The sequence below is a fragment of the Stenotrophomonas sp. GW821-FHT02D01 genome, from assembly GCF_059421765.1.
In genome coordinates this window covers 225,372-243,115 of the sequence record NZ_JBWKVP010000004.1, presented here as the reverse complement: position 1 = coordinate 243,115, position 17,744 = coordinate 225,372, and the positions used below count along the sequence as shown (strand labels likewise).

Genomic DNA, 17,744 nt, shown 5'->3' with positions numbered 1-17,744 from the left:
GCGTCTTGAGGAGATGAGCATGTCCAGAAGTCGCACATCGCTGGTCGTCCTGCTGGCCATGGCCGGCGCAGGACTGGCCCTTTGCTCAGTGACGCAGGTGCAGGCGATGCAGGCAAGCGCCCCGGATGCCACGGATGTTGCAAGTTCCATTGGTCCGACTGCCGCACAGGTCGCAGAAAACGCGCGAATCCGCGAGGCGATCTTCAATGGTGAAGGCGGCAGTCCCAGGTTCGCTGACTACCCCGTGACAAAGATCCATAGCGGGCCGGCCGCATCGCTGGACCTCAGCGATCCGCGCGCCCGCATGTTCAGGACACGCCTGTCAGCAGCCCTGAAGGACGGAGAGGTCGGCTTTGCCGGCGAGTACACGCTGGTGGGCTGGGGTTGCGGAACCAGTTGTGTTTCGATGACCTTCGTCAGCAAGCGCACCGGCAAGCTGGCCGCCCCATCGCTGGGCGGAGAGCTTGGCCCGATGGTGGTCAAGGTCGATCCGCACAGCGCGCTGGTAGTGGCCGAGGGCGGGGAGTTCGACGACAACTATGCCAGGACCGGCAACTTCGCCTTCTTCTACGTGCTGGAAGGACGCGCGCTCAAGTTGATCCGCAAGGTGCCGCTGCCGGTGGCCCTGGGCGAGGAGTGAGCGGCTGGATGGAGTTGCAGGCCACGGCCGTCGCTACGATGCGATAGAGCTGCCTGCACCGCCCGACTGGAAATGCACGCGTTGGTGCCACGGCGATCGTCCGCTTCGTGCGCCGAGCACCCACGGGTCAGCTCTGCTTGAAGACGGTTCTCTGCCCGATCGCGCTGGACTTTCGAACGTCGGACCGGCCCAACCCGGGAATCAGGAAATCGGCAGGGCTGCGGCCATGCTTGGTCTTCTCGGCAAGCCAGCGCGGCATCCGGCCACGTCCCGACCACGTGTTGCGCTTGTTGTCCGGGTCGCGGTACTTGGCCGCCACCTTGCCTGCCTTGCGCCGTGTGGCAGGTTTGCGGACCGGTGCAGCGGCCTCGGCGGGCGCGCCCCCGATCAGCTCTTCAATCGTGTAGCCGCACTGCGCGGCGAAGGCGATCAGCTTGCGACGGACAACGGCCACGGGGCGGCGGCTGGCAACCAGCGCCCTCCGCTGCTCGGCAGCAGTCACAAGGGCGTTCAGTTCGCGCAGGCTCAGGTGTTCGACGTCGATTGTCATGCCGCGAAGGGTCCGGACATCCCGGCAGCCTGTCAAGCAGCCGGTGCCAGGATGCATCAAGCTGGATCGGCTCCCCGGGCCCTGTGATCGATCGCTTGACGCACCAACGCGCGCGCCATGAAGATCTACCCCTTCACTCCAGCCGTCAGGGATCGTCCATGTCTGGCTTCATCGGTGATCTGTTGGAAGGGATAGCCAGCTTCGTCTCCGATATATGGCTGCTGCGTCGGCAGCGCGCCGGCAGGAACCGGCCGAAGAACGCCGTGGGAAAGGATGCAGCGGACGTCGCGCTGTTCGACATCCGGGTAATCGGATTGTCGATTCTCACACTCGCCGTCACCGCGCTCATGCTCTTCGTACTCGGCCTGCCACTCTGGACAAGCCTGTTTCCGGTGGCAGCAGGGGCCATCTACGCAGGCTACCGATGGATCGCTCTCGCGCGTGCGTGAGTCCGCTCCCCGCGGGATCCCATCAAGGGCGCCATTCGACCGAGCGTAGTCTTGCGGGAGCACAGAACAAGGACTGTTGACAAAGGACCTACGGCGATCGAATCTGCGCCGCTATGCGCTGGACAAGCGCTTCAACGGCGAGCCATATGCAACAGGGAATGATGCAGGGGATGTGGGGGCGACGTGCACTGATCGGCTCGCTGCTGGCGGGATCGATGCTTGCAGGAATGGCGCAGGCGCAGACCTTTGACCCTCGCGCCCACAAAGGGCCGCAGCACGGGGTGCCAAACGAAGTGATGGTGCTCGGCAGCGCGCATCTGGCGGTACTGCCGAAGACCTTCGATCCCTCATCGCTGGGCACCCTGATCGACCGGCTCGCAGCGTGGCAGCCGAAGGCCATCGCGATCGAGGCGGTGCCGGGCCAGCAGTGCGACCTGCTGCGGCGATACCCCTCCCGCTACCGATATACGGTGAAGGACTACTGCCCCGATGTTTCGGCGGCGGAGAAGGCAACCGGACTTGATGTGCCGGCGGCGAACGCGGCGGCAGAGACGATGCTGGCGACCTGGCCCGTACATCCCACGGCCGCGCAACGGCGCAGGCTTGCCGCTACCTTCCTGGCCGCCGGCGAACGCGATTCGGCATTGGTGCAATGGCTGCGCCTCCCCGAAGCGGATCGGCAGGCAGGCGACGGCCTGGACCAGGACCTGGTTGCGGCGCTGGAAGCGCTGCGCGTCAACCGCAATGAAAACACGCTCATCGCCGCAGCCCTCGCCGTCCGTCTTGGCCACGAGCGGTTGTGGCCGATGGATGACCACAGCTCCGATCAGTATGGTCCCGATCCCAAGGCCTATGCAGCTGCGGTCAGGAAGGCCTGGGACAACCCGGCGTCCAAACAGCGGAGGACGATGTTCGGCGACTTGGAAGCGCAGGTCGATGCGCCGGAGAAGGCACTGGCACTGTATCGCCGCTACAACGCACCGGATGTGGCATCGGTCGCCTTCGAAAGCGACTACGGTGCCGCGTTGGAGGAGCCGTCTCCGCAGGGCTACGGGCGCCTTTACGTCACCTCGTGGGAGACGCGCAACCTGCGCATGGCGGCGAACATCCGCGACCTGATGGGACCGACCCCGGGAATGCGTACGCTGGTGATTGTCGGCGCCTCACACAAGGCGTACCTGGATGCGTATCTCGAGCAGATGCACGACGTGCGGATTGTCGATGTTCAGCCGTTCCTGAAATAACCCGCCAAGGACCGGCGGCTGCATGAGGCAAGCTGTTCCCGATCAGCGCCCGTTCCTTGAAATGAAGGATCACAACATGAAACGCAACGTCATTACCGGCACCAGAATGTACGTCGCGGTCGCCGGGATGGTGCTGTTGGCTGGGTGCACCGAGCCAACACTGTCCGAGCCGAATGTGCAGGCATCAACGGGCCAGGGAGCCCACGCACCTGGCGCTGCAGACGCGAAGCCGGCGGGCCCCATCCAGGTAGCGCCCGTGATCGTGCATTCCGATGCGGCCACACAGCCCTTCCCGTTCGACGCTCCGGTGACGGTGGATACGCCGCCGAGCACTTGCCGGATCGACGGCCTGGTGCTCCCGGCCGATGCGAAGGTCTACGCGGCGGGGGCCTACGGCGGTAAGAAAGCCGATTTCCAGATCGACCAGAGCGGCCACCAGGCCACGACCATCCAGGTGGCCGTGCACGAACCCAATGCGCCTGTGGTGCTGTTGCTGGGCGCTTACGAACCCACCGTGTGGAGTGTCGGTTGGACGCGCGGTACGCAGATTGCGGCGGTGCTGGTGACCGGCTACCACCGGCAGCGGCTGACCGGCCTGCCTGCTGGCCTGCCGGTGCTGATCAGCTCCTACGAGGATCGTGGCCCCTGCAGTTATGCCTATGTGGGAGGAGAGGGCTCGAACAAGCTCAACCCGTTGGCCCGCGAGGTGTTCGGTCGCCCGGTTGACGTGGCCTACGCGGCACGCGACGGCCGCGCGGTCATCGGCGCGTTGCCGCCCGGGGCGCAATTGGTGACTGATGCCACGGCCAAGCCAGTGGCCGAATTCCAGATGAAGGGCGCACCGCCAGCAGGGCAAGCCGGAATTGATGCAGCGGTGCGCAGCGGGATCCTGCGCCCGGCGACGGTGGCCGACCTGCGTGCCTGGGAGGCTGCCGGCCGACGCAACGGGGGTGCAGCGGACATCCCGCGCATCGAAGGCGCCAATGCCGAGCGGGAGCAGGGCACGCCCTTCCGTAGCTATACCGTGCTGAAAGCCTTCGCCATCCCCGCAGGGTTGTATGGTGCGCACGCGGCCACGTTCTTCGTGGCGCCCGGGGTGCCGGCCCCTACCGGGGAACCGGGACACTCGCAGGTGCGGTTCATGGAGAACGGGCAATGTGTCGGCGCGACCTGCGGGATGCGCTAAGGGGCGAAGGTCGGCATTCTGGTCGAATGCGAGGCAAGGCGGACGCTTGCCGGGGCGAATCGCATGCACCGCCGATCGCGCTGGCGCGCCTGTTCATTTCGACCTGATCAGGAACAAGCGGAAGTCTGTTCCTTCTGACCCGGTTGGGACGCTGCATGCCATACCCATCTTTGCAAGATTCCGCTCCCAGAATGCGTGCGCCGCATGATCCTTGCGGAATGTGGCCAGCAACCATTCCCCCGTTGCTGGCCGCACAAGGTCTGCAACTACCGCAGATGCGATGCCTTTGCCGCGATGCTTTGGAAGGATGAACAGATCCGCCAACTCTGGCAGGCGCCTTCCCTGGAACTCGACGTCATCCACCTGGACGAATCCACACAAAAGGCCATCGAGCCAGAGCAGACGGGTCCACTCCGGTTCTTCGTGCAGGCGGGCCTGGACATCGGCAAGTGCGCAGTCGTAAAGACCATCGGCAAGGATATCTTCACCGCTCCAGGCCGAGGCTTCGAAGTAGTACAGCTGCATCAATCTGAAGACCACATCTGCGTCCTGCGCAGTTGCTTTGACCAGCGTCAGTCCGTCCATGCGGTAGAGATCCATCCAGGGCAACTGTGCCTATCCTGATGATAGCTGGCGCAGGATCGGCCAGTGATGGTTCTGCAGTTCCGGCCGTATGTGGATGGAGGCGCGTGGTAGCAGGTGCGATGCAGGTCTACGGCCTGGCAAGGTGCAGCCCCCATCGGCCAACGCTCCCTGTACTGACATGCAGGCAGCCCCTTCACCGATGGGCAGCCTGCGCTTGCAGGGCGATGCTGCGGCATGCGCTTCCCACTGCCTTCTGCCCTTGGTGAACCATTACAGGCGGCCTTTCGCCTGTTGCTGCCCCTGCGCTGCCTGGTCTGCAGCGAGCGCGGCCATGACGCCCTCGATCTCTGTCCCGCCTGCCTTGCCGAGCTGCCGTGGCCGGGTCGCGCCTGCCTTCGCTGCGCGCTGCCGCTACCGGATGCAGCCCTGCCCATCTGTGGAACCTGCCGCGACGAGCCGCCACCGCAGACCGCGACCCATGCGAGCCTGTTGTACCTGCCGCCGGTCGATCAGCTGCTGGTCCGCTACAAATTCCACCAGGACCTGGCTGCCGGACGCCTGCTTGCGCAGTTGATGCTGCGCAACCCGCCACCGTGGTCGTGCGCGCCGCTGGTACCCGTGCCACTGCACCGCAAGCGACTGCGTCAGCGTGGCTATGACCAGGCCGCCGAACTGTGTCGCCTGCTGCAGTTGCCGACGTGGCGCGGGCTGTACCGCCGCCGCCACACCGCGCCGCAGTCCGAACGCAGCGCCGAGCAGCGCCGCGACAACCTGTTCGACGCCTTCGATGTGCGCGGTGCTGTACCGGCGCGGCTGACCGTCGTCGACGACGTGATGACCACCGGCAGTACCGTGCTGGAAATTGCAGAGACGTTGCGGTTGGTGGGGTCTGAAGACGTGCGGGCGTGGGTCTGCGCTCGCGTTCCGTGATCACCCCTTTCATCCGCAAGGGCTAGGATGGCCACGAACCCGGATCGAAGGAGTGGTCATGAATTCCCCCTTGTCTCCCCTGTTGTCGGCCGTTGGACGCAGCTGGTGGATCCTGCTGCTGTACGGTCTGGTCGCGCTGGGCTTCGGCATCATCGCGATCGGCTGGCCGATGTCGGCGGCCATCGCGCTGGCCTGGACGCTGGGTGTAATGGCCATCGTCGAGGGCGTCATCAGCCTGCTGGCGCTGATCACCGGTGCCAGCGGCGCCTCGCGCGGCTGGTTGCTGCTGTACGTGGTCGCCTCGCTGGGCTTCGGCATCCTGGCCGTGATCAATCCGCTGGCCACCGCCAGCGTGCTGGTGCTGTTCCTGGCGGCATGGCTGCTGGTGGCGGGCATCTACCGCATCGTCTTCGCCATCCGCGTGCGAAGGCAGATCCAGGGGGAGTGGCTGCTGATCCTCAGTGGCGTGCTGGCCATCGTGCTGGGCCTGCTGTTCGCGGCCAATCCGTATGCCGGCGTAGCGGTGACCACGTTGTGGATCGGCATCGGCAGCCTGCTGTACGGCGTGCTGCAGGTGCTGGTTGCGTTCAAGCTGAGGAAGCTGCGCTGATGCGGGCCTGGAACAGATTGGCGCTGCTCGGCGGCGGCCTCGCGGTGTTGCTGCTGGCGGGCTGCAACCGGGTGCTTCCGGCGGAGACCCGGCATCCGCCGCGGGAGGGGGTGCAGGTGCAGATGCGTGAGGTCGATCCCGATGGTCGCGCTACCCTGCAGTGGCAAGGGCGCAGCATCGCCGTGAAAGCGCCGCCGATGCTCACCAGTGCCGATATCGTCGACGTGCGAGCGGCGTTGGACGCCGCGCACCAGCCCGTACTGGAACTGACGTTCCGCAAGGAGTCCGCCGGCCGGTTGCTGCACGCGACCGAGGCCCTGGTGGGCAAGCAGGTGGCGCTTACCGTCGATGACCACGTGCTGTCCGTGGCCACCATAGCGGGCCCTTTTGGCGAGTCCATGCAGGTGGCCGGTACCAACATGAGCGTGGCCGAAGTGCACGACATGGCGCGCTACATCGTGCACGGCGGCCCTGCGCCGCCACAGCAGCGCTGAATCAGCGCTGCTTTCCTGCAAACCCGGCTTCGATCTCTTCCAGCGAGCGCCCCTTGGTTTCCGGCAGCCAGAATGCGGCCACCAGGAAGAACACGAACGTGCAGCCCGCCCAGAACAGGAACATGCTGGCGTAGCCGTAGTGCCCCACCGTCGGCAGGAAGATGGCGGCAATGGTGGTGGACACGAACTGGTTGATCAGCAGCGCGATGCTCATGCCGTTGGAGCGGATGCGGTTGGGCATCAGTTCGGACAGCGCCAGCCACACGCACACGCCCGGGCCAACCGCGAAGAACGCCACGAATACCAGGATGCAGGCAGCGACGGCCCAGCCATGCGCGGGCGGCGGAATCGGGCCGATACGGGCCTGTTCGATGCGCAGCGGTGCCTGCGCGGCACTGGCCGGGTCGGCGAACGGATTGAGGTGCAACGTGCGGAAGAACGCGCCGATGACGCTGTCCGGTTGCACGGTGCCGGCACGCTCGATGCGCAGCTCACGGTCGGTCAGGTTGTCGCTGCGCAGCGCGCGCACGTTGGTGAAGTCGCCATAGGCGTAGGACACGGTCAGCTGCAGCGGCCGGCCTTCGCGGTCGATGCCACCGGCAAGCCGCTGCCACTGCGCGTCATCCAGTACCAGTTGCAGGCCATCGCCACTCACTGCGGCCTGCAGGTGCGGCTGCACGTCGGCGCGGCCCCGTTCGGCCTGGAAGAACAGCGTTGCTGCGGCCAGCAGGGCCACGCAGATGCCACCGCTGCCCAGCATCAGCAGGAACTTGCGACCCTTGCGGTCGACCAGCAGCAGCGCGGCGACGGTCATCACCGCGTTGAGCAGTTTGATCGCCACGTCGGCGCCATTGGCCACCGAGCCGGACAGGCCTGCCTGGTTGAGAATGTTCACCGCATAGGCCAGCACCGAGTTGATGCCGGTGGCCTGGGTGCAGGCCAGCACCACGCAGGCCAACACGAACGGCACCACGTAGCGGCGGCTGAGCAGCGGGTCACGCTTGCCGCTGCTGCTGCTCGATTCCGGAGCCTGGATCTGCGCCAGGGTGGGCTCGACGTCGGCAGCGGGCAGCACGCGCTGCAGGCTCCGGCGCGCATCATTGATGCGGCCACGACGCACCAGCCAGCGCGGTGATTCGGACAGCCAGAAGATTCCGGCGCAGAACAGCAGGCCCGGTGCCAGGCAGGTCCAGAAGATGGTGCGCCAGGCGTGGTCCTTCACCGTGAACAGCTCCTGCGCCTGCTGCGCGACCGGCAGCGAGCGCACCGACTCTGTGGCAGCGTCCACGGCATGGGCGTGGTACAGGCCGATCAAAGCCGCCAGCACCAGGCCGACGGTCAGCAGCAGCTGGAACATCGCCGCGCCGCGGCCACGTCGTTCCGGGCTGAGCACCTCGGCCAAGTACAGGGGAATGACCACGCCGATCAGGCCGCCGCTGACACCCTGCAGCAGGCGCCCCAGCAGCAGCGGGGTGTAACCCGACGCCAGCGCCATGATCGGGATGCTGGCGGTGAACAGCACGCCGGCCAGCAGCATCGCGCCACGGCGGCCGATGAGGTCGGCGATCATGCCGGCGAACAGCGAGGACAGCACGCTGCCCAGCAGCACCGCAGCGACGACGAAGCCGAGCTGCTGGCTGCTGAGCTGCCAGGCGTGGCTGGCGGTGGCTTCAAGATAGGGCAGGGCACCGGCGATGATGCCGATGTCGATGCCGTACAGCAGGCCACCGAGGCCGCCGATGAAGAGCAGGTAACGTACGGGCCAGCGCGGGGCGGTGGAAGCGGGTACGGCAGGTGCAGTGGCTGCGGTCATCGGCTCGTTCCTGGACTAACGGGATGGTGCGTGGCTGATGCAATGCGCTTGCGCGTCTTGTGTGCGGCATCCGGGCCGCATGGCGTGTGTCAGTCCAGATCGATCAATCGACCGCCCACCACCACTTTCTGCAGGCGCAGTTCCGCATCCAGCACCACCAGGTCGGCGCGGGCGTCGGGCGCAATGCGGCCGCGATCGCTCAAGCCCAGGTAATCGGCCGGGAAGGTGGACACGCGCTGCGATGCGTCAGCCAGATCCAGACCCACCTGCACCAGGTTGCGCAGCGCCTGGTCCATGGTCAGCGCGCTGCCGGCCAGCGAGCCGGTGGCCAGGCGCACGCAGCCGCCGCACTTGTGCACGCGCTGCTCGCCCAGCGCGTACTCGCCATCGGGCATGCCGGTGGCGGCCGTCGCGTCGGTTACCGCATACAGGCGCGGAATCGCGCGTGCGGCCAGACGGATCACGCCGGGATGGATGTGCTGCAGGTCGGGAATGATCTCGGCGTACTGCGCATGCGCCAGGGCAGCGGCGGCGATGCCCGGCCGGTAGTGGTCGACGCCGGTCATGCCATTGAACAGATGGGTGAAACCGGAAGCGCCGGCCTGCAACGCGGCCACGCCTTCCTCGTAGGTGCCGGCACTGTGGCCGAGCTGCACGCGGATGCCCAGTGCGGACAGCGCGGGGATCAGCGCGGTGTGCTCGCCGATCTCCGGCGCCAGCGTCATCACCCGGATCGGTGCCAGCGCGTGCAGCTGCCGCACCAGCGCCATCGTCGCCTCGATCGTACGATTGGGCTGTGCGCCCAGCCGCTGCGGGCTGATGAAGGGGCCTTCCAGGTGCACACCGGCGATACAGGCGGCATCGGCATCGGGCGCTGCCATCGTTGCCGCAACGCCCTGCAGCGCGTATTCGATCTCGTCCAGGCCGGCGGTCATGGTGGTCGCCAGCAGCGTGGTGGTACCAAAGCGCGCATGGGTGCGGGCGATGGTGCGGGCCACGTCGCCGCCCTGCATCAGGTCCACGCCGGCGGCGCCATGCACGTGCAGGTCGATGAAGCCGGGCAGGATCACCGGCAGCTGCGGGTCATCGCCGCCACTGTGGTCGTCTACCTGCAGCTGGCGCACGTGTGAATCGAACTGGACCTGGCCGCGACGCCAGCCCAACGGGGTGAGGATGCGGCCGTGCAGGGAGCGGATATCGGTCATGCGGGAGGCTCGGCGATGATCACTTCGATGCCCAGCCGCTGCAGCCCCTCGCGGGTCGCGTCGTCGATGCCGGCGTCGGTGATGATGGCGTGGATCTGATCGAGGCGGGCGATGCGGTGCAGGCTGACGCGTCCGAATTTGGAGGCGTCGGTGAGCACCACGATGCGCCGCGCGCGTTCGACCATGCGGTGGTTGAGGCGGGCTTCGGCTTCGTCGTGGGTGGTCAGGCCGAACTGCAGGTCCAGGCCATCCACGCCCAGGAACAGCGTGTCGAAACTGTAGGAGTTGAGGCTGGCTTCGGCCTGGCTGCCCTGCAGCGACAGCGATTGCTGACGCAGCAGTCCGCCGGTCAGCAGCACGGTGATGCCGGCGGCGTTGGCCAGTTCCCAGGCGATGTTCAGGCCGTTGGTCATCACCGTCACATCGCGGTGTTCGCGCAGATGGCGGGCCAGGGTCATCGTGGTGGAGCCGGAGTCGATGATGATGTTGTCACCGGCCTGCACCAGGCGCGCGGCCGCCGTACCGATGGAGTCTTTCAGCGGCAGGTTCAGCGCATCCTTTTCGTGGATGTCCTGTTCCTGCGGCGGTGTACGCACCAGGGTGGCACCGCCGTGGGTACGCGTGGCCAGCCCCTGCGATTCGAAGTGGGTCAGGTCGGCACGGATGGTCACCGCCGACACGCCGAAGCGCTCGACCAGATCGGCCACCTGCACCGAGCCGTGCTCGATCAGCAGCTGCAGGATCTGTTGCCGGCGGGAGCGGGTGTTGCGCATGGCCATTCTCGGTTTCGCGGGGAAAGGTAGAGATTAGCCGTTCGCAAGATCGGCGGCAGCCGAACTTTCGTTGTGCTTGCGGGTTCCAGCCTGGTTGGCGCTGCAGGCGCGGGCGTATTCGCCCAGGCACAGGCCGATGCGATGCTGCACCAGCGCAGTAGGCGTATTGGCCAGGGTGCCCTCGCGCACGGCGCGGTACTGCTCCGGCAGGTACTGGCTGAGCAGCACCAGCGGCGGCGCGTGCTGTTCCAGGTTGGCGAACAGGGTCTGCACGGCCTGCACCAGCGCCGGCTCGCCCCAGTAGTAGCGGCAGCGGTCGCTGAAGGAATAGCTGCGCAGCAGGCGCAGGGTCGCTTCGTCGCCCTGGTAGTACGACTGCCAGGACTTCGGCTGCGCCACCATCACCTCGTCCAGCACTTGCGGCAGGCGCGAGCACTGCGCGGCCGGCAGCAGCTCGGCTTCGATGGCAGCGAGTGCGAACAGCGCTTCGCGGTAGGCGAAGGTGGCCGCGGGGCCGACCTTGAGGATGGCGAAATGGTCGCGCACCAGCGCATGCAGGCCGCTTTCGCGCTGGTAATCGGTCGAATGCGCTTCGAACACGATGCGCGGCTGCTGTTCGAGGAAGTCGGCCAGCTCGCTGGCGGCGGCCGCGTCGTACTCGTGCACACTGCTGTGGTCGAAGTCCACGCCCGGCTGCACCACCATGGCCAGCACACGCTGCCATGCATCGCGCAGCAGCGGGGTGTCGAAGGCCTGCCGGTGGATGGCCAGGGTCTGCGTAGCGGCGGCCGGGGTGGTCACCTGCAGGCCACCGGCCAGCGAGGCTTCGCCACCGGGAATCGGCACTTCGGTACCGATGACATAGACCGGCGGCGGCAGGCCGTGCTCGGCGGCGGTGCGCTCGGCGATCTCGGCCAGCTCGGCCGAACGTGCAGCAACGATGGCATCGGGCAGCGGCACCGGGTCATCGGCGCAGGACATGCTGCAGTCCAGGTGGATCTTGTGGAAACCAGCGGCGACGTAGGCCTCGATCAGCACGCGCGCATGGGTCATCGCTTCGGCGGCCGGGCGCTTCTGCCAGGCGTTCGGGCCAAGGTGGTCACCGCCGAGGATCAAGCGCTCGCGCGGGAAGCTCTCCTCATCGGCCAGGGTGCCGACGTAGTCGCGGTACTGCGGCGGTGTCATGCCGGTGTAGCCGCCGAACTGGTCGACCTGGTTGGAGGTAGCTTCGATCAGCAGCACGGTATCGTGCGCCAACGCCACGTGCATGGCCGCGCGCAGCACCTGTTCGTTGCTGCAGCAGACGCTGTACAGGCCGACGTTGTGGCCGGCGCGGTGGGAGGCAAGCAGGGTCTGCAACGGGGACATGGTCAAGCTCCGGACATCAGGAAAACGAGGGTTGGCAGGCCAGCAGGGCGGCACCGCGTGCACCACCGGCATCGCCGAAGCGCGGCGGCACGATGGGCGGCACCTGCACGCCGTTGAACAGATGCGCGGCGATGGCCGCCGGCAACAGCTGGTACAGCGGTGCGTACTGGGACAGGCCGCCACCGAGCACGATCACGTGCGGGTCCAGTGCCAGCACCAGTGCGGCCAGGCTGTGGCCGAGCAGGTCGCGATGGATGTCCAGTGCCTGCCGTGCACGCGCATCGCCGGCCTCGGCCAGGGCGACCACCACGCTGGCATCGGCAGCGCTGCCACCGAGGTGGCGCTCGATCATCGCCAGGCCACTGCCGGACACGTAGCGCTCCACGCAGCCTTGCAGGCCACAGGCGCAATCGATGAGCGGCAGGCCATGGCGCTGCAGCAGGTGGCCCGGCACGCTCCAGTGGCCCCATTCGCCGGCCAGGCCGTTGAAGCCGGACAGCAGGCGCCCCTGCAGGCAGAAGCCGCCACCGGCACCGGTGCCGAGGATGGCGCCGAACATGCTGGGGTAGCCATCGGCGGCGCCACCATGCGCCTCGGAGAGCGCAAAACACTGCAGGTCGTTGCCGAAATGCAGCGGACGCTGCAGGCGTGCCTGCAGATCAGCCGCCACGCATTGACCGGTCAGCGCAGGCACATTGGCGCTGAGCTGGCGGCCGTTGCGACGATCACGCACGCCGGGCAGGGCGATGCCGATGGCCGCATCGCTGCGACCCAGCGCAGCATCGGCTTCAGCAACCAATGTCACCACCGCCTGCAGGAAGCCGTCGTAGTCGCCCTGCGGGGTAGCCACGCGGCGACGCCAGGTGACCTGCATCGCCGCATCGCACACCACCAGCTCGATCTTGGTGCCACCGATGTCGATGCCGTAGCAGGCGTTGGCGATCAGCTCAGCCATGGTGGATGGTGACACCCTTGACCACGCGGTTGACGGTGCCGTCCGGGAACGGATTGTCGGGGGTCAGGCCGAGTGCGGCCGAACGCTGCAGCGCGTACAGCTGCGCAAAGCCCAGCCACACCGGCGCCAGCCACGGGTCATCCAGGGCAGGCACGGTGAGGGTGTAGTCATCGTCGGCGCCGATATCCGAATGCGGGCCGATCGACAGTACCTGGCCAGCCACGCCGTCGCGGCGCAGCTCTTCCAGCAGGTCCTGCTCATAGCGGCGTGCCAGCGGCTGCACGCTGCGCAGCACGACCACCAGGGTGCTGCCGTCCAGCGTGGACTTCGGTCCATGGCGGAAGCCGAGCGGGGTGTTGGCCAGCGCCAGCACGCGGCCGGCGGTGAGCTCCAGCACCTTCAGCGCAGCCTCGCGCGCCAGTGCTTCCAGCGGGCCGCTGCCAAGGTAGATGACCCGGTTGAACGGGCGCTGCGCCAGCGCGGCCACCGGCGCGTCCCACTGCGCCTGGCCTTCGCGGGCCAGACCGGCGATCTGCTTCAGGCGCGCGATGCGCGCATCCCACGGCGAACGGTCGAACACGGTCAGCGCGGCCAGCAGCATGCAGGTCAGGCTGCTGGTCATGGCGAAGGCGCGGTCGCAGCTGGCCGACGGCATCAGCAGGGTGCAGGTGTCGGCACGGCCGGCGCCACGGCGGGCCAGCTCGCCCTCGGCATTGCAGGTGATGTCCAGGAAACGCGCATCGTCCACGTCACTGCGCACGCGGTCGACGGCGGCAACGCTTTCGGGGCTGGAGCCGCTGCGGCCGAACGACACCAGCAGGGTCGGACGATCGCGCTGCAGGTACAGCGCAGGATGGGTGAGCAGGCTGGTGGTATGCACCACGCGCACCTCGGCCGGCCACTGCGCGTTGATGGCATCGGCCACCATTTCAGCGATGAAGCCGGAACTGCCGGCGCCGGTGAACAGCACGCGCTGGTTCGGGTCGTTGAGGCTGTCGCCGAGGAAGGCTTGCAGGCGATCGCGGGCACGCGACAGATCCTGTGCAAGGGCTTCCCACAGCGCCGGCTGCTGGGCGATTTCGGTAGCGGTATCGGCTCCGCCGCGGCGCTGCCAGGCGGACACATCGGAAAGCAGGGTGACGTCCATTCGGAGGTTCCAGTTGGGCCAGCGCACCATCTGCGTTTTCTTTCGAAATGTCAAATACCGAAAGTAAAAAGAAAGATATCGCGGTGATGACTTTCCTCGCGCGGCATCACTCTGGAAACGAAAGAAACCGCCGGATGCCGTATCGCACAATGCTTAACAGGCGGCTGCAAGCGGTTACACAAAGTGTTGCGCCGCAACAACTTTCGTTTCATGTAAATATATCTTCCTTTTTCCTTTCAATTTGTTGACATCTTTCGAATCGCTGCCCTAGAGTCGGCCCAACCGCTTTCGAAACGCCCGGTGAACGGGTTGGGAGTCCGTGTGGAAATCTGCGTTCGTCGTTCGCCACTGCTGCTGGCCCTGTTGCCGGCACTGCTGTCGGCGTCCCTGTCGGCCCAGGCCGCACCGGTCGGTAACCTGCGCTCGGTCAGCGCCAGTGCCAGCACCGACGGTGTGAATGGCTGGGACCTGCAGACCGACAACGGCACGCGTATCCGCATTGAACTGCCGGCCACCGACATCATCCGCGTACAGGCCGGCCGCAACGGCAAGCTGACCGGTGCCGGCGACAAGGCCGCGCCGATCGTGCTGCCGCAGCCCAAGGCCAACGTGCAGGCACAGCTGGAAGAAGACGCGCAGGAGATCCGCGTGCGTACCGCTGCACTCGTGCTGCATGTGCAGCGGCAGCCGTTGCGCCTGCGCCTGGAGCGCCTGGACAACGGCCAGGCCACCGCGCTGTGGCAGGAACTGCAACCGCTGGACCTGGACGCCGCGCAGAGCGTGCAGGTGCTGTCCTCGCAGGCCGATGAAGGCTACTACGGCGGTGGCCAGCAGAACGGCCGCTACCAGTTCAAGGGCCGCGAACTGGAAGTCTCGTACTCCGGTGGCTGGGAAGAGGGGGATCGCCCGAGCCCGGCACCGATGCTGCTGAGCAGCCGTGGCTGGGGCATGCTGCGCAATACGTGGAGCGATGGCAGCTACGACCTGCGGCAGAGCGACCAGGCCACCCTGCTGCATCGCGAAGACCGCTTCGATGCGTATTACTTCGTTGGCGCCGATCTGCCGAAGCTGATAGAGCGTTACACCCAGCTGACCGGCCGCCCGAACATGGTCGCGCGCTGGGCGCTGTCCTACGGCGATGCCGATTGCTACAACGACGGCGACAACAGCAAGAAGCCCGGCACCGTGCCCGAGGGCTGGAGCGACGGCCCGACCGGCACCACCCCCGATGTGATCGACAGCGTAGCCAAGCAGTACCGCGCCAATGACATGCCCGGCGGCTGGATCCTGCCCAACGATGGCTATGGCTGCGGCTACAAGCAGTTGCCGGAGACGGTGAAGGGCTTGGCCGGGTACGGTTTCCGCACCGGCCTGTGGACCGAGAACGGCGTCGACAAGATCGCCTGGGAAGTGGGCAAGGCCGGCAGCCGCGTGCAGAAACTGGACGTGGCCTGGACCGGCAAGGGCTACCAGTTCGCGATGGATGCCAACCGCCAGGCGTTCAACGGCATCCTCGACAACTCCGATTCGCGCCCGTTCCTGTGGACGGTGATGGGCTGGGCCGGCATCCAGCGCTATGCCGTGGCCTGGACCGGCGACCAGAGCAGCAGCTGGGACTACATCCGCTGGCATGTGCCGACCCTGGTGGGTTCGGGCCTGTCCGGCATGGCCTACGCCAGCGGCGATGTGGACGCGATCTTCGGCGGCAGCGCCGAGACCTTCACCCGCGACCTGCAGTGGAAGGCGTTCACCCCGGTGCTGATGGGCATGAGCGGCTGGTCGTCGAATGCGCGCAAGCACCCGTGGTGGTACGACGAGCCCTACCGCAGCATCAACCGCGATTACCTGAAGTTGAAGATGCGCCTGACCCCGTACATGTATGGGCTGGTGCATGAGGCCGCACAGACCGGTGCACCGCCGGTGCGTGGCCTGATGTGGGACAACCCGCGCGATCCGCACGCGCAGGATGAAACCTACAAGTACCAGTTCCTGCTCGGCCGCGACCTGCTGGTTGCACCGGTGTACCGCAGCCAGGCCGCCAGCCGTGGTTGGCGCCGCGACATCCACCTGCCCGCCGGCGGCTGGATCGACTACTGGGATGGCCGCCGCGTGCAGGCCGCCGCCGATGGCCGCCAGCTGGACCGCCAAGTGGACCTGGCCACGCTGCCGGTGTTCGTGCGTGCCGGTGCGATCCTGCCGATGTACCCGTCGATGCTGTTCGACGGCGAGAAACCGCTCGATGAAGTGACCTTCGACCTGTACCCGCAGGGTGATTCGCAGTACACGCTGTACGAAGATGACGGCAACACCCGCCGCTACCAGCAGGGCGAATCGAGCACGCAGCGGATCAGTGTGCAGGCGCCGGCACAGGGCAGTGGCCCGGTGCAGGTGCAGATCGATGCGGTGCAGGGCCAGTACAACGGCCAGCTGGCCCAGCGCCGCTATGGCCTGCGCGTGCTCAGCCGGCAGGCGCCGCGTGCGGTGCAGGCCGCTGGCCGCGCGCTGCCGGCGCTGGCCGACGCGACCGCATTCAACAGCGCCAGCGAGGGTTGGTACTTCGATGCCAAGGAGCGTCGCGGCACCCTGCATGTACGCACCGCGGCGCAGGACATCCGCCAGCCGCTGCAGCTGCAGCTGGACTTCGCCGTCGCCGCAGCGGCCGCCGACGATGCCTATCCGGCCGCGCCGGTGCTGGGCCGCGAACTGCCGGCCGACAGCCTGCTGGTGGTCAACCGCCCAGCCGAAGAACCCGGCCATGCGCTGGAAAATGCCTTCGATGATGATCCGGCCACCTGGTTCCGCAGCGTGCGCAACCAGGCCGTGCGTACCGGTGCCCACGAGTGGGTGATCGGTTTCGGCGAGCGCAAGATGATTGATGGCATCGACATCGCGCCGCGCAACGACAAGAACTGGAAGCACGGCCAGGTGCGCGACTACGAGGTATACCTGGGCGACAGCAACGGCGAGTGGGGTGAACCGATTGCCCGCGGCCACCTGCTGCTGAAGGAAGGCACGCAGCGCATCGACTTCCCGGCCCACGCCGGCCGCCTGCTGCGCTTCCGCGTGTTGAGCGTGCAGAACCCCGAAGGTGACGGTGCCTCCAGCACCGATCCGATGGTGACCGCTGCACAGGGCAGTGCGCGTGCCTTCGACGCGCTGCAACCGCGCGACGTCGGCCCGATTGCGCTGTCCACCTTCCACATCCTCGAACACCAGGAACCGGAGCGACCGGCCCGGCAGCGCTATCTCTCCGAGCTGCCGGTGCCGGCCGCGCTGGCCAGCCATGTGCACGCCGACAAGGCGTTCACCGGCGACGCCGGCATGCGCATGAACGGCCTGCAGTTCCGCCGCGGCCTGGGCGTGTCCGCCAACAGCCGCATCGACCTGCGCCTGCAGGGGGGATGGCGCCTGCTGCGTGCCGACCTCGGCATTGACGACGCCTGCCGCACGGCCGGTGGCCTGCAGTTCCAGGTCTGGGGCGACAACCGCTTGCTGTATGACAGCGGCCTGGTGAAGGCACCCGGCGTGGTCAAGCCGGAGCTGGACATCCGTGGCCTTTCCACCCTGAGCCTGCGCACGCTGGGTGCGCAGGGCAGCCAACCCGCCCAGGTCTGTGCCAACTGGGCCAACGCCGTGCTGATCGGCCAGGAGGGCGACTCCGCCAGCATCGTCGCCCCATGACCGCCACGTAACACCGCTCCTCCCCCGCCCATTCCGACTACGGCTTCACCACGACGGTGGGGGCCGTGGCCCGGGAGCGTTTTGCCCGCCGATCCACCATTCGCGCCGCACCCC

The 17,744-nt window shown here is 67.0% G+C and carries 16 protein-coding genes; 8 read left to right on the top strand and 8 right to left on the bottom strand.

Annotation, left to right across the window (positions count from 1 at the left end):
* Positions 1-19 precede the first annotated feature (19 nt).
* Positions 20-640 (top strand): hypothetical protein, encoded by a 621-nt coding sequence (locus tag AC07UW_RS10785; RefSeq protein WP_495212038.1) that lies wholly within the window; start codon positions 20-22, stop codon positions 638-640.
* 127 nt (positions 641-767) lie between these two features.
* Here the strand turns inward: AC07UW_RS10785 and AC07UW_RS10780 are convergent, their stop codons facing one another.
* Positions 768-1,190 (bottom strand): H-NS histone family protein, encoded by a 423-nt coding sequence (locus tag AC07UW_RS10780; protein WP_336022393.1) that lies wholly within the window; start codon positions 1,188-1,190, stop codon positions 768-770.
* A 158-nt stretch (positions 1,191-1,348) separates the two neighbouring features.
* On the opposite strand from AC07UW_RS10780, the gene AC07UW_RS10775 reads away from it, so the two are divergent.
* The 3 genes from AC07UW_RS10775 (at position 1,349) to AC07UW_RS10765 (ending at position 4,069) form a co-directional block, all read left to right on the top strand.
* Positions 1,349-1,639: a hypothetical protein gene (locus AC07UW_RS10775; RefSeq protein ID WP_495212037.1), complete on the top strand. Its 291-nt coding sequence runs from the start codon at positions 1,349-1,351 to the stop codon at positions 1,637-1,639.
* 158 nt (positions 1,640-1,797) lie between these two features.
* On the top strand, positions 1,798-2,883 hold the full coding sequence (locus AC07UW_RS10770; protein ID WP_495212036.1) for a DUF5694 domain-containing protein: 1,086 nt from the start codon (positions 1,798-1,800) through the stop codon (positions 2,881-2,883).
* Positions 2,884-2,959: 76 nt separating this feature from the next.
* Positions 2,960-4,069, top strand: a complete 1,110-nt coding sequence (locus AC07UW_RS10765) for a hypothetical protein (RefSeq protein ID WP_495212035.1) — start codon at positions 2,960-2,962, stop codon at positions 4,067-4,069.
* 93 nt (positions 4,070-4,162) lie between these two features.
* Here AC07UW_RS10765 and AC07UW_RS10760 read toward each other — a convergent pair whose 3' ends face one another.
* On the bottom strand, positions 4,163-4,654 hold the full coding sequence (locus AC07UW_RS10760; protein WP_495212034.1) for a GNAT family N-acetyltransferase: 492 nt from the start codon (positions 4,652-4,654) through the stop codon (positions 4,163-4,165).
* 234 nt (positions 4,655-4,888) lie between these two features.
* Between AC07UW_RS10760 and AC07UW_RS10755 the strand changes: the two genes are divergently transcribed.
* Genes AC07UW_RS10755 through AC07UW_RS10745 form a run of 3 tightly spaced genes read left to right on the top strand, consistent with a single transcriptional unit; the run spans position 4,889 to position 6,688 of the window.
* Entirely contained in the window at positions 4,889-5,584 is a 696-nt protein-coding gene (locus AC07UW_RS10755; RefSeq protein WP_495212033.1) for a ComF family protein, read from the top strand.
* A 58-nt stretch (positions 5,585-5,642) separates the two neighbouring features.
* Entirely contained in the window at positions 5,643-6,194 is a 552-nt protein-coding gene (locus AC07UW_RS10750; RefSeq protein ID WP_089237595.1) for an HdeD family acid-resistance protein, read from the top strand.
* Entirely contained in the window at positions 6,194-6,688 is a 495-nt protein-coding gene (locus AC07UW_RS10745) for a SecDF P1 head subdomain-containing protein (protein WP_495212032.1), read from the top strand. Before AC07UW_RS10750 ends, AC07UW_RS10745 begins: the two co-directional genes overlap by 1 nt.
* 1 nt (position 6,689) lies before the next feature.
* On the opposite strand, the gene AC07UW_RS10740 is transcribed toward AC07UW_RS10745, so the two are convergent.
* The 6 genes from AC07UW_RS10740 to AC07UW_RS10715 form a co-directional block, all read right to left on the bottom strand.
* Positions 6,690-8,501: an MFS transporter gene (locus tag AC07UW_RS10740; protein WP_428703704.1), complete on the bottom strand. Its 1,812-nt coding sequence runs from the start codon at positions 8,499-8,501 to the stop codon at positions 6,690-6,692.
* An 89-nt stretch (positions 8,502-8,590) separates the two neighbouring features.
* A complete protein-coding gene (locus AC07UW_RS10735) occupies positions 8,591-9,706 on the bottom strand; it encodes an N-acetylglucosamine-6-phosphate deacetylase (RefSeq protein ID WP_280884133.1) in 1,116 nt (371 codons plus the stop codon).
* A complete protein-coding gene (locus tag AC07UW_RS10730) occupies positions 9,703-10,479 on the bottom strand; it encodes a DeoR family transcriptional regulator (protein ID WP_032976943.1) in 777 nt (258 codons plus the stop codon). The genes AC07UW_RS10735 and AC07UW_RS10730 overlap by 4 nt, the downstream gene beginning before the upstream one ends.
* Before the next feature lie 33 nt (positions 10,480-10,512).
* On the bottom strand, positions 10,513-11,847 hold the full coding sequence (locus AC07UW_RS10725) for a D-tagatose-bisphosphate aldolase, class II, non-catalytic subunit (RefSeq protein ID WP_223497035.1): 1,335 nt from the start codon (positions 11,845-11,847) through the stop codon (positions 10,513-10,515).
* A gap of 16 nt (positions 11,848-11,863) precedes the next feature.
* Entirely contained in the window at positions 11,864-12,802 is a 939-nt protein-coding gene (locus tag AC07UW_RS10720) for an ROK family protein (protein WP_099844048.1), read from the bottom strand.
* Positions 12,795-13,949: an SIS domain-containing protein gene (locus AC07UW_RS10715; RefSeq protein WP_495212031.1), complete on the bottom strand. Its 1,155-nt coding sequence runs from the start codon at positions 13,947-13,949 to the stop codon at positions 12,795-12,797. Before AC07UW_RS10715 ends, AC07UW_RS10720 begins: the two co-directional genes overlap by 8 nt.
* A gap of 321 nt (positions 13,950-14,270) precedes the next feature.
* Between AC07UW_RS10715 and AC07UW_RS10710 the strand changes: the two genes are divergently transcribed.
* Positions 14,271-17,630 carry a TIM-barrel domain-containing protein gene (locus AC07UW_RS10710; RefSeq protein ID WP_495212097.1) on the top strand — a complete coding sequence of 1,120 codons (3,360 nt, stop codon included), beginning with the start codon at positions 14,271-14,273 and terminating at the stop codon, positions 17,628-17,630.
* Positions 17,631-17,744 lie beyond the last annotated feature (114 nt).

Bases quoted from the DNA above. Each gene is read 5' to 3' on its own strand.
- AC07UW_RS10785 (WP_495212038.1), top strand. From the start codon at position 20: ATGTCCAGAAGTCGCACATCGCTGGTCGTCCTGCTGGCCATGGCCGGC.
- AC07UW_RS10780 (WP_336022393.1), bottom strand. From the start codon at position 1,190: ATGACAATCGACGTCGAACACCTGAGCCTGCGCGAACTGAACGCCCTT.
- AC07UW_RS10775 (WP_495212037.1), top strand. From the start codon at position 1,349: ATGTCTGGCTTCATCGGTGATCTGTTGGAAGGGATAGCCAGCTTCGTC.
- AC07UW_RS10770 (WP_495212036.1), top strand. From the start codon at position 1,798: ATGATGCAGGGGATGTGGGGGCGACGTGCACTGATCGGCTCGCTGCTG.
- AC07UW_RS10765 (WP_495212035.1), top strand. From the start codon at position 2,960: ATGAAACGCAACGTCATTACCGGCACCAGAATGTACGTCGCGGTCGCC.
- AC07UW_RS10760 (WP_495212034.1), bottom strand. From the start codon at position 4,654: ATGGACGGACTGACGCTGGTCAAAGCAACTGCGCAGGACGCAGATGTG.
- AC07UW_RS10755 (WP_495212033.1), top strand. From the start codon at position 4,889: ATGCGCTTCCCACTGCCTTCTGCCCTTGGTGAACCATTACAGGCGGCC.
- AC07UW_RS10750 (WP_089237595.1), top strand. From the start codon at position 5,643: ATGAATTCCCCCTTGTCTCCCCTGTTGTCGGCCGTTGGACGCAGCTGG.
- AC07UW_RS10745 (WP_495212032.1), top strand. From the start codon at position 6,194: ATGCGGGCCTGGAACAGATTGGCGCTGCTCGGCGGCGGCCTCGCGGTG.
- AC07UW_RS10740 (WP_428703704.1), bottom strand. From the start codon at position 8,501: ATGACCGCAGCCACTGCACCTGCCGTACCCGCTTCCACCGCCCCGCGC.
- AC07UW_RS10735 (WP_280884133.1), bottom strand. From the start codon at position 9,706: ATGACCGATATCCGCTCCCTGCACGGCCGCATCCTCACCCCGTTGGGC.
- AC07UW_RS10730 (WP_032976943.1), bottom strand. From the start codon at position 10,479: ATGCGCAACACCCGCTCCCGCCGGCAACAGATCCTGCAGCTGCTGATC.
- AC07UW_RS10725 (WP_223497035.1), bottom strand. From the start codon at position 11,847: ATGTCCCCGTTGCAGACCCTGCTTGCCTCCCACCGCGCCGGCCACAAC.
- AC07UW_RS10720 (WP_099844048.1), bottom strand. From the start codon at position 12,802: ATGGCTGAGCTGATCGCCAACGCCTGCTACGGCATCGACATCGGTGGC.
- AC07UW_RS10715 (WP_495212031.1), bottom strand. From the start codon at position 13,949: ATGGACGTCACCCTGCTTTCCGATGTGTCCGCCTGGCAGCGCCGCGGC.